Origin of the sequence: Peribacillus sp. NPDC076916 (genome assembly GCF_050269675.1) — a bacterium.
Lineage (GTDB): Bacteria > Bacillota > Bacilli > Bacillales > DSM-1321 > Peribacillus > Peribacillus aracenensis.
Map to the genome: position 1 here is coordinate 99,142 of NZ_JBNNIU010000005.1, position 10,829 is coordinate 109,970.

Sequence of the window (10,829 nt, forward strand, 5' to 3'; positions counted from 1 at the left end):
ATTATTTCAACACCTTTATACATTTTTTAATTGAGAAGGCGTTAGTAGAAATTAGGAAGATTATAAAATTATATAGATAAAAAATCACTAAAGTATACGAAGTTAGCCTTAAATTGGCAGCATTAAAATCCATGAAGTGTCCACTAATCAGGAAGAAAGCAGACATGCCTATTAGTAGAGAAATAAATGATATAAAGATGAACTTTACTACATTCAAACTGAATATTATCCAGGCTGGGTGGCCTATAAGCTGATAGACGGCAATTAATACTCTTTTTTTATAAAGCCAAAAACTAAGAACCATTAAGTTTACTGACAAGATTACAAGAGAAAGAATAATTAGTAAATGGTTATTTTTCACTGTAACCAATCTACTTAATCCTTTTCCATCAGCCTCTATTTTCTTAAATTCTGCATCATCTTTATGGAAGGCCTCTAACGATTCAAAGATTGGTTTGGTCTTATTGTGTCCATCTAAGATATAAGCCCCATTGTTGTATTTTTGCCCTAACTCATATACGGCGTCTATATTTATAAAGGCTTTATTGTCAATCTTCGATTTTATGCTTCCACCTAGAACGCCTATCACTTCAAATTTTTCAGGCCCGTATTGTATATATCTTTTATTCCCTATAGATTCTACATCTCTAAAATCCCGCCCTATTAATGCAACATGTTTTCCTTTATAGAAATCACTTTTTTGAAAAAACCTACCGCTTTTAATAGGTATTGCGGTATTTTCACCATTAACATAAATAGCGTTTATATTATTATCTATATTTTCCTTAAAAATAATATAGTTACTGTCAAATTCATACTTCGTTTCAAAGCCTTCAAAATCGATTGGCTTATCGTTATCAAGATAGAATTTAATACTATCCTTACTATATAAATCGTTAGAAAGTAAATCTAGTTCATTTTTATTTTGACTGTAGTTTAATAACCCCAAAAAAACTATTGCAAAAATAGCTATAAATAATATCAATATTATATCTTCTATAGTTGTTCTTTTTATAAACTTATGCATTCATTATCTTCCAATCTATTTATAACTACAGAAGCAGTGTTCTCTCTGCTTCTGTAGTTGTAAAAAATTTGGTTAGCTTCCCCAGTATGAATGAGCGATATACCTACTAAGCTCATCACTATGCTTTCCTGAGTTAGCCGTAGACTGATTAGTGCCCCATTGTCTATTACTATCACCTTTAATTGTATCACCTATTTCCCATCTAGCGCGTGTATAGTGGTATTTATCTTTCCACTTCGTTACAGCGTGAATATAAGAAATAGTTCCAACTGGTTCTGTAACAATTACTTTAGCAGTATGGCTTTGAGGCTTACTTGCTGCTGCATAAACTGTAAATCCGCTGTCTGCAAAAGCAGAGTCTCCATCATGAGAAATTGTGGGGTCAGCATAGCCTTCATCTTGTGACCATCCCAAATTTTCAGCACCTGCCATCCCGGGAAAAAAGCTTACCCCACCTAATAACGCAGTTGCTAAAGCCAAACTTTTCACTTTACTTAAGATCTTCACTTCATACACCCTCTCAATTATTTTGTTTCAGAAAATGAAAATATCCAAAATTATCATTTTTTAGAACAAAAAGTAATATACCATACACTATATCAAAAAAGTAAAAAATATGGATATTCAGTACTTTTTACCTATCTTTTTTAGTGACTATTTTCCCATTCAGGTACAGGTCTCGTCTTTGAAATAACTAAATATACTTTAACAAGGGGTCTAGCTTACATTTTGTGGATTTGGAGTTCCTGTATCAAAATGCGGAAAAAATACGCTAAGGTGCTAAGGTTGTCTTATAAAACCTTAGTTTCTTAACACCTTATCATTAAAGGGTTTATGGAGGTTAACTGTGAATGTTCAGAAACATTTCATTATGGTTAGATAAGTGTAAAGTAGACAGAAAGGAAGAGTGATATGATACTCTTTCTTTCTGTCTATTTTATTTCACAGTTTGTGTCTTATACGCAACAAAAGACATTCTCAAGTTAGTTAATCAACAACACTTTTAACAGAGCCTAAAACAAAAATAGTCCCTACTCAAATCGAGTAAGGGTTTTTGATTACGCAGCAAACAATTCAGTGAAAGTAGCCTTGCCTGCCTTCTTGTCTACAGTAATCTTTTTAGCTTTCTGGAATTTAGATAATATTGATTCAGTATTTTTTCCGAAGTCTGAATCAAGTGATCCAAGGTTAAATCCTTCCAAATAAAGTGCTGCCTGTAGAATCCATGTAAGATTGCCTTTTGCACCTTTTTTAACCGTGACAATGGCAGCTCTAGTTTTAGGTCCCCATTTTCCTTAAGTTCTAATTGTAAAGCTTTTATAAGGGCTGACTTTGTTTTAGGTCCAGGAATACCGTCCTCAATGAGATTACATCCATATCTGTTATTCAATGTTTTTTGAATGGAAACGGCCACGTTATCCTCTTTGTTCTTGGATGGGAACTTAGTAACCTTGGGAGCTACCTCTTTTTTAGGTGAATCCGTTACAACTGCATCAAAATCCGGTTTGAATTTCAGGGTAAGAGTAGGTTTTGTACCAGCTTGCAACTGTGAATAGGATAAGCCACCTGTCATCTCCAAGTGAGGATAATCTTTAAAACCTGACCAGTCTCCACCCCATTTAAACCCTAGTTCTTTACCGATGGCAGCTACACGTTTCCATTTTGTATTCACCGTCCATAATGCTGTTTTTCCATCTTCGGTTACAAGGAAATAATCAACAGCCAGTCCAAAGTTGTGAAATGATTGTCCTGGCTTAGCATTTGTCACTTTTGGCTTAGCTAGATTGCTATAACCCTTTCCTTTGTAACTATAAAAACGGCTTTGACCGTATAGGGCAGCTTGTTCTTCCATTGAGCGGTAACCTGCGCTTATTTGGACGTAAATCCCTTCGTTATACGCACGTTTAATCATCTCTAATGCCGATGCCTCAACAATTGAATTTATACCTGAACCCATTTTTTCCATTGATCTATCCAACAATGTTTGTAATGATACAGTCATTTACCATCTCTCCTTATCATGCAAAATAAAAAGTGACCGTTAGGCAGCTACTTTAATCCTTCTTCTTTCAAAACTACTTCTTGTTTCTTAGCTTTCTTGGTTAAGAGATATTGATTCTTATATACTCCGTATAAAGCAAAACTCAGTGGAACTAAGGCTGTTAGGAAATTAATAAACGAATTGATGGTATTTTCATTGAACCAATCAACCTGAAAACCCAGAGATTGAAAAAATAAAAGCAGTGCACCAAGTGCACCGCCTATCATAGCTATATATTGTTTTGTTTTAACCAATTCAGTCCTCTCCTTTATGTTCAATTTTATCAATGCGTTTATGCGCCTGTTTGGTACTTTCATCTATTCGAATGACTGTACCTGACAAAGTAGTCCAACTTTGATCACTAGTTTTAAGATCAATTCGAATGGAATCCAATGATTGACCAATATTGTCTAACTTTGTACTGATGATAGCTGAGTCTGTAGCATCATTTTTGACATTGCTTTTGATTTCATTTTTTCTATTTCGGATAAATGTTAACAAGCCCAGAACAACTCCTGTTGCCGTACACAATGAACCTATGAGTGTGATTAATAAACCCCATGAAACATTCACCTTTACACCTCCCATTTTTAAATTCGCTTTTTTTACAATACCTCCTCAGTGGCCTTCTCTCGATCTTCTCGCATTTTATCGATCACTTTAAACAGATCAATTAGACGATATTCATTTAATGACTTCCCCACTGTAAACATGTCATCGGTACTCATCAGCAAATCGTAATATTCATGTTCAATGATGTGCAACTCACTAACTACCGGTTGCTCCTCCATATCTTTAAACACGACTTTACAAACGACCATTCTATTGGTTTTGTTCTCGATAATCTCTTCCACTTCTTCCGTTACAGCACGAATCGTTAATTGAATTTCCTTCGTCACAACAAAACTCTTATCTACAAATCTCAAAACCTGTCCCTCTCTTTACAATTCGTACCAGCTATTCTTCATCCAAATCAAATGAAGGTAACGGCGGTCCTTATTTAAGAGTAGATTTTTCTCATCTTTTGTTCGTAGACGTGTGGTCCAGTTAACCTGGACCGAATGTTGGGCGGAATAAAACAATGTAAGTTTTTGCCCTTCTATGATTCCGTCACGCAACGGATACTGGGCAGGCATCACGTCCCTCGATGAAGTCAATTCCACAACATGGTTCTGATTGATGAACATTTCGTCATACGACAATTTATATCCGGAAGTCATGGTGACAGGTTTGTGTACGGGTTTATTTATTTCGCCTATATATCCATTGATTCGATTCTCTCCCGCAATAGGCTGGATGATAAATAAACGCGCTAGAGAATCGGTAATCGTTACTTCCGAAATATTGAGGTAATCAAATGAACCTTCACCCATACGGAAGATGTACTGGAGAATGTTGTTCCTGTTTGACTACTCGAGTAATGCACTTTGATATGGGATATGTGCGTTTCCCAGGAATTTATTACCTGAGATAATCTTACAAAAATAAAAAAAAAAAAAAAGCCCCAAAATTGGTAGGCCATTTCTCCATGTTTTGTTCAGTTTTTGTCTATAATTTTTTCGCTTTGCACTAAAATCTCCTGAAAAATTTGATTTCCGCCGTCTTTTCAGACTCTTATAAGATTATTTCCATACCAAACTTAAAAAGTAAAGATTCCCAAAATTCCCAATAAAACTACTTCTAGGTATTATATTGAAAAAATTATATAAAACTGTAAAATTACTAATATATTACTAAATAGTGATATTTATGTTTAAAAAATTGTTATTTATTTCTATGATGGCTTTTAGTATTTTTGGTTTAAATTCAGGTTTTGCAAGTGCTGAAGAAACAGAAAGTAACGAGGTACAAGTTACTTATTATGATGAAAATGACGAAGTTTTCAAATCTGAAACGGTTAAATCGGATTCAACTCCACCGATATTAGCACGTGCTTCTACAAACATTGATAATAAAACTGAATTTTCAAATTATGTTTATATCAATAAGGGTACTTCTTTTTATAATCCACATCATGTAGACTTTGAGTTGGGAAATCGCCCTAAGAAAATGTCAGTCAAAGCATATCTTGGCAGTACTTACAAAGGCAAAGTAACTTTTGAAGGAGCTGGACTTGCTGGTTGGCAAAGTGCTGATCTCAATTGGTTAAAAAGAGGATCTTCATACAAAATTGCATTTGTAAATGAAGGGTCCGGCTCAGTAAAAATTATAGGCGGATATATAAATTACAACTAAATACAAAAACTGCGCCTTAGCCATTTTAGCTAAGGCGCAGTTATTTAAAAAAATTAATCCTTCAATTTTTTTAAATAAAAGCCTAATGAAAACAGTAAGCACATTAAGCCGGTTAGTCCGAAAGTCAAAGTAAAGACCTTACCACCTGTTGTAGGAGAATTAAATAAAAATAGGCACGGTAATAATAGCAAACATCCTAGGATAGTTAGAAATATATTAAAACCATGCTTATAGTTTCTCAATACAATTTTACCTATTAAAATTATTAAATATAACAAACTGATTATCATTATAAAAGGAAAAGTAGGCTTTATCTTAGCAGAATAAACAAAATAATCTAATTGAGAAATATCATTTGTGCTTGTTACTTCACCATTAAACATGTGAGAAAAGTGTGCTGTATTCTCCCATTCCCAATGATCTTCTAGGATTTCACTTCCTTCATACCATGAAGCAATTGAAGAAATTGCAAGAAATATTACAGATAATAATATTTGTATTATGTATTTGGTCATACTAAACACCTCAAGTTATAATATATTTTTTAAAATAATAATATACCATTTTATTACTAAATATAAAAATATATCCACTATAAGGAGTTTTTGAGCGGCACAAAAGATAATATTCTTTAAAGTCCCCCTTCACAGGATATGCCTAATGGGTTTCAAAAACATAGAAAATAAACTAAATGATATTTAAGCAATGAGCAATCATAAAGATGGCCTGTTTCTTTTTTTCATAATAAGTCGTTTTTTGCAAACATAAATCCAAGTAAATGTTAATGTCATCCGCTTTTCAACGTCAAGATATTTTTTCTCTATTATTTGCCTTTCAATACTGTCCAGGTTATCCAATGCCCTTTCCATATGAAAGACCTTCATTTCTTTTTCACGATCGTTATCATAAAGCTTAGGAAAGATATTTATTATTATCCCTTTCTCATTAAGCTCTTGTTTGTTTTATTGCTGTATTTTCAAGGCCCTAAATAATTTAAGTTCTTTCACAACGATAGAACGAATTTGCTTTTCATCAACGTCCGGAAAGAAGGATAATTGGCTACTCATTCATTCTCCCCCTATGGTATAATATCTCATCCAAATACACACCATTGCCGGGAGTAATCCTGGTCTTTTTTTTATTTATAGTCTGTTGCTCAAAATCCATTAGTCTAATAAATCGGCATCCGTTAAGTTAGATTCAGCAAACGGATCATCGTTCTCTTCTTCTTTTTTGTCAGGTTCACATTCCCCTATTTCAATTAAGCCTTAAGCAACAGAAAAAATACACCAAGTGATCTCCTCTTAAACTCGATATTTACATCATAAGTTGAAAATAAGATAAGCCTTTAAAATTTTTGAAACAACTCACCACCCCATACCTCCCTCATAATCTGTAACTAGGCACATTTATGAGGGGGACGGATCATGGAGATGGAATTAACGGCACTCCATTGGATTTATGTTGTATTTATTGCATTGATAATCGGGTTTATGGTAAAACGTCGTGATACTACCCTCATCTGTATAATTGGCATTTTCCTTTTGGCCTTAGTGGCTACAGGCAGTTTAGCCTCATCCGTAAGCGGGATATTCAACAGCTTCATTTTCGCAATCACGGAATTAATGTCAACGATTTTAATCATTTCAATCATCGTTGCCATGAGCACGGTTTTAACGAGGTCCGGCATTAATGATGTCATGATTGCACCGTTTGCGAAATTCATTAAGAATCCTACACTTGCCTTTTGGGTAATTGGAATCGTCATGATGATCATATCTTGGTTTTTCTGGCCATCACCTGCGGTTGCCTTACTTGGGGCAGTCTTGCTCCCCGTTGCCTTACGGGCTGGTTTACCAGCCCTTGGCGTGGCGATGGCGATGAACCTTTTTGGTCATGGAATCGCATTATCAGGGGACTTCATCATTCAAGCTGCTCCTAAACTAACGGGGGATGCCGCTTCCATACCAGTCGGAGATGTCATCGCTGCGAGCATTCCCCTTGTCATTACAATGGGGGTCGTCACCACCCTCTCCGCCTTTATCCTTTTAAAGCGGGATATGAAGCTTGGAAGAATCAAGGCGGCGGATAATGAGGGCATCGTCCACGATCAGACAATCAGTGAAGATTTGCTAACACTGGGACAAAAGAAGTTTTTTGCCGTTTTCATTCCGATTGCCTTTCTGTTGGATGTTGTGGCATTGTCGGTTTTGAAGTTGCAAGGCGGAGATGCCACGGCGTTGGTTGGCGGTACAGCCGTTTTCATCTTGCTGATTTTATCCCTTGTCGCACATAAACAGCAAGGACTGGAAAAATCAACGGCCTATTTGATTCAAGGTTTTCAATTTGGCTTCAAGGTATTCGGACCTGTGATTCCAATCGCAGCATTCTTCTATTTAGGTGATTCGGGATTCAACCAGATCATCGGGGACTACTTACCAAAAACATCACTCGGCATTGTCAATGACCTCGGTGCCGCCTTAGCGGCCTCCGTTCCTTTAACGAAAGAAATAGCCGCCGTCACATTAACGGGCATCGGTGCCATCACTGGCTTGGATGGATCGGGCTTCTCAGGCATTTCTTTAGCCGGGTCTGTCGCCAAACTATTTGGAACGGCAATCGGAAGCGGAACCGCCACCTTGACTGCACTCGGGCAAATAACCGCGATTTGGGTTGGCGGAGGTACACTGATTCCATGGGCATTGATCCCAGCCGCTGCAATATGTAACGTCAGTCCCTTTGAACTTGCCCGCCGAAACCTGCTTCCGGTAACCATTGGTTTGGCAGTTACTACGATAGTCGCGATGTTTCTCATTTAGCTTAATGTACTCCTGTGTTCCTAAACAGGGTAGATTGATTTTAAATAATCCTAAATCGATCGACATAGCGGATGATTATCGATAAAGTACAATATCTTACTTTATTCTCATCCTAAAATAGCTTGATAAGCGGGAAAGCTAATGCTCTAAATATGCAACTGCATCTATCGAAGACGTATCAACCTACTCTAACAGTTGTAAAGGAAACAAATATTTTCAGTTTATAAGCAATGTTCTCCCCTCTTTCTATTGCTGGTTATTGCTTTCACAACCTCGCTTGTTTATAAAAAAAACGAAATCCCCTGCATGAATGAAACAGGGGATTTCGTTTTTTAGGTGGCAATTCTAATATAAGGATTATCGCAATACCCCTAAATGTATAGGGTATAATCAGTTACACTAACATATTAGCCTGATAATGATGAAATTCACCGAATTGAATATCATATAGCAAAAAAATCATTCACTATGTTCCTTTAAGAATTGAATGGTTTGTTCAAAAGTTTGTTCAGCATGCGGGATGGTAAAATCAAATTGGTATTCATGACCTAAGTCCGTATTTGTTCCATCAAATAGAACACTTTCTATTTCCACTCCTTGTTTTTCAAGAACGTCTATAAGTTCTGCTGATTGTGGTGCTAGTGGATCCGCATCTCCAACTGTCAAAAAGGTAGGAGGGTAATATGGTGTTATATGTTTAACTGTAGACATCTCATTCAGTCTAGCGAAAGCTTTATAATCCTTTTGCCCTGTATATGCCCAAAACACCGAGTCGATCCCCTTTTTTATCACCGGAGAAGACTGAGTACCCATTTCGTCCATGTTATAAATCCCACAATATAAAAGTGCACCTTTTAACTGTTCTTTATCAATTGAAGGTTGAATATCCATTGACTTTGCCAGTGCTTCATTCGTTATTAACGCAACGGTTTGACTAGCGATTTGCGCACCAGCTGAATCCCCCCCGATAAATAGAGTATTCATATCACCACCGTATTTTGCGATATTCTCCTGTAAATACTTGAGGGCTTGGTTGGCTTGCAGAATTGGACCGGGATATTTTTGTCCTGGTGCAATCGCATAGTTTATATTTGCCACGACATATCCCTCATTGGCTAATGCCATTCCATATTCTTTTGTTTGTTCTTTACTGCCTGATACAAAAGCACCTCCGTGTATCCACATGATAACGGGGAGTGGTTTATTCATATTTTTGGGATAATAGATATCTAAAATACTATTATCCATTCCATGCTTATCATAAGTTAAATCTTTTTCGACATGAACCTGTTCCTTAATTATCTCAATGTTTTTAGGAGATGCAAAAGAATCAGCTTCGAAAAGCTGCTTGATCATAAAGGTATTAAGTACCGGTGTGAAATTCCCCATTATTAATACAAAGATAATTGGAATGATCATGATAGAGATGGGAATCATCCATCGTTTTTTCTTATAAAATTTGGTCGTTATTATCAATTGCGTCAACCTTTCTTTATCTTTCTAATTAAACATGAAAATCTGTATAGAGATCCGTTCTTTCAAAAAAACTATTTGGATCATTTTTTTCGCTTCATATTCTTTATATCAAAGGTAAATTTTTCGTACCGTTATGAGTCAATGTTTAATCATATCCCCCAACATACTGGCTGAAAATAACAATATCAACCAATGATAATTGTTCCCCTTTAACTTTAGAGATTTTATTGCTCCAATTTGAGCCTTACATGATAATATACATGATTTGAATAAATTGTGTCTAGCGCATTAATAACCAGCTTAAAAACCAAAGTCGCATTATAGCTTAGATAGAAAAAAAGGACCCAAAAGTGTCTGAAATCATTTCATCTTTAAAATCTGGATATAATCCATAATTCTAGAGTCATGATCCGAACACTTTTGGGTCATATTCTTTTTACATTAATTATTCCTAATCCGAGTTCACAAACAATTGCATATACCTAAATCAGAATTTCACAACGACTTCTTAGTAAATACTCTTGAATGATTTTTAATACAATATCTTGGTTTTGCTTTAAATAGAAATGATCACCCTTTAATATATGCAATCCTTCAATATGTTCAATATATTCATTCCAGCTTTCGATACTCTCCTTCGTCACGGTATCATCCGATCCCAAAAGCAAAACGGCTTTATTTCCCACCTTTTTATTGCGCTTCATTTCATGGTGATAGTTGGCTAAAACATTCAAGTCCGACTGGATTATCGGAAGGAATATATTCATGAAATCTTCGGTTTCCAGGAGTTCCTTGTTCGTTCCCCCGATTTTTTCAAGCGATTGCTTTAAACGTTTTGCATTAGAGCAATCGATTTGATCTACTTTATAATTTGGAGACGATTTACTTGAAATGAATATATGCTCTACTTTTTTAGCATGTCTCTCTTCTAATTTTGCCGCAATTTCATAGGCAACGATCGCACCCATGCTATGTCCAAACAAAGATATGCTTCCCAGTGTATGCATTTGATGCTTCGTTTCCATTTCTTTCATTAATATATCCGTCAAATCCGCCATATGGTCACACAATGGTTCACTATATTTACTGCCATGTCCTGGGTATTCCAGCGGGACTACCTCTATCACATCATCATCAAATTTCCATTCCCTATAAAAAGATGCACTTCCCCCTGCATAAGGGAAACAAAAAATTGTCTTCTTCAGCCCTTCCATCCCCCTTCTCCAGGATC

At 35.9% G+C, this 10,829-nt stretch carries 12 protein-coding genes and 1 pseudogene; 2 read left to right on the top strand and 11 right to left on the bottom strand.

Features of this window, described 5'->3' with window-relative positions; all coding sequences use genetic code 11:
- Window position 1: 1 nt before the first annotated feature.
- The 8 genes and pseudogenes from ACQKFG_RS17285 to ACQKFG_RS17320 form a co-directional block, all read right to left on the bottom strand.
- Window positions 2–1,027 carry an ABC transporter permease gene (locus ACQKFG_RS17285; RefSeq protein WP_427561007.1) on the bottom strand — a complete coding sequence of 342 codons (1,026 nt, stop codon included), beginning with the start codon at window positions 1,025–1,027 and terminating at the stop codon, window positions 2–4.
- A gap of 72 nt (window positions 1,028–1,099) precedes the next feature.
- Complete coding sequence (locus ACQKFG_RS17290; RefSeq protein WP_427561010.1) at window positions 1,100–1,534, bottom strand: hypothetical protein; 435 nt, start codon at window positions 1,532–1,534, stop codon at window positions 1,100–1,102.
- 551 nt (window positions 1,535–2,085) lie between these two features.
- Complete coding sequence (locus ACQKFG_RS17295; RefSeq protein ID WP_427561013.1) at window positions 2,086–2,229, bottom strand: peptidoglycan-binding domain-containing protein; 144 nt, start codon at window positions 2,227–2,229, stop codon at window positions 2,086–2,088.
- A 428-nt stretch (window positions 2,230–2,657) separates the two neighbouring features.
- Window positions 2,658–3,029 (bottom strand): annotated as a pseudogene (locus ACQKFG_RS17300) (M15 family metallopeptidase); the annotation flags it as partial.
- 47 nt (window positions 3,030–3,076) lie between these two features.
- Entirely contained in the window at window positions 3,077–3,322 is a 246-nt protein-coding gene (locus ACQKFG_RS17305) for a phage holin (RefSeq protein ID WP_427561016.1), read from the bottom strand.
- Between the two features lies 1 nt (window position 3,323).
- The gene (locus tag ACQKFG_RS17310; protein ID WP_427561019.1) at window positions 3,324–3,641 is read right to left on the bottom strand and encodes a hypothetical protein; all 318 of its coding nucleotides are present in this window, start codon (window positions 3,639–3,641) and stop codon (window positions 3,324–3,326) included.
- 32 nt (window positions 3,642–3,673) lie between these two features.
- Window positions 3,674–3,994, bottom strand: coding sequence for a hypothetical protein (locus tag ACQKFG_RS17315; RefSeq protein WP_427561022.1), 321 nt, complete (start codon window positions 3,992–3,994; stop codon window positions 3,674–3,676).
- 15 nt (window positions 3,995–4,009) lie between these two features.
- Window positions 4,010–4,441, bottom strand: coding sequence for a hypothetical protein (locus tag ACQKFG_RS17320; protein ID WP_427561025.1), 432 nt, complete (start codon window positions 4,439–4,441; stop codon window positions 4,010–4,012).
- 376 nt (window positions 4,442–4,817) lie between these two features.
- Here ACQKFG_RS17320 and ACQKFG_RS17325 point away from each other — a divergent pair, with 376 nt between their 5' ends.
- The gene (locus ACQKFG_RS17325) at window positions 4,818–5,303 is read left to right on the top strand and encodes a hypothetical protein (protein WP_427561028.1); all 486 of its coding nucleotides are present in this window, start codon (window positions 4,818–4,820) and stop codon (window positions 5,301–5,303) included.
- 53 nt (window positions 5,304–5,356) lie between these two features.
- On the opposite strand, the gene ACQKFG_RS17330 is transcribed toward ACQKFG_RS17325, so the two are convergent.
- Window positions 5,357–5,818: a DUF4306 domain-containing protein gene (locus tag ACQKFG_RS17330; RefSeq protein ID WP_427561031.1), complete on the bottom strand. Its 462-nt coding sequence runs from the start codon at window positions 5,816–5,818 to the stop codon at window positions 5,357–5,359.
- A gap of 912 nt (window positions 5,819–6,730) precedes the next feature.
- On the opposite strand from ACQKFG_RS17330, the gene ACQKFG_RS17335 reads away from it, so the two are divergent.
- A complete protein-coding gene (locus ACQKFG_RS17335) occupies window positions 6,731–8,122 on the top strand; it encodes a hypothetical protein (protein WP_427561034.1) in 1,392 nt (463 codons plus the stop codon).
- Between the two features lie 459 nt (window positions 8,123–8,581).
- Here the strand turns inward: ACQKFG_RS17335 and ACQKFG_RS17340 are convergent, their stop codons facing one another.
- Together ACQKFG_RS17340 and ACQKFG_RS17345 are read right to left on the bottom strand one after the other, a co-directional pair.
- Window positions 8,582–9,598, bottom strand: coding sequence for an alpha/beta hydrolase (locus ACQKFG_RS17340; RefSeq protein ID WP_427561037.1), 1,017 nt, complete (start codon window positions 9,596–9,598; stop codon window positions 8,582–8,584).
- Between the two features lie 482 nt (window positions 9,599–10,080).
- Window positions 10,081–10,812, bottom strand: a complete 732-nt coding sequence (locus ACQKFG_RS17345; protein WP_342615039.1) for a thioesterase II family protein — start codon at window positions 10,810–10,812, stop codon at window positions 10,081–10,083.
- Window positions 10,813–10,829: the final 17 nt, after the last annotated feature.

Bases quoted from the DNA above. Each gene is read 5' to 3' on its own strand.
- ACQKFG_RS17335 (WP_427561034.1), top strand. From the start codon at position 6,731: ATGGAGATGGAATTAACGGCACTCCATTGGATTTATGTTGTATTTATT.
- ACQKFG_RS17330 (WP_427561031.1), bottom strand. From the start codon at position 5,818: ATGACCAAATACATAATACAAATATTATTATCTGTAATATTTCTTGCA.
- ACQKFG_RS17320 (WP_427561025.1), bottom strand. From the start codon at position 4,441: ATGGGTGAAGGTTCATTTGATTACCTCAATATTTCGGAAGTAACGATT.
- ACQKFG_RS17325 (WP_427561028.1), top strand. From the start codon at position 4,818: ATGTTTAAAAAATTGTTATTTATTTCTATGATGGCTTTTAGTATTTTT.
- ACQKFG_RS17345 (WP_342615039.1), bottom strand. From the start codon at position 10,812: ATGGAAGGGCTGAAGAAGACAATTTTTTGTTTCCCTTATGCAGGGGGA.
- ACQKFG_RS17285 (WP_427561007.1), bottom strand. From the start codon at position 1,027: ATGCATAAGTTTATAAAAAGAACAACTATAGAAGATATAATATTGATA.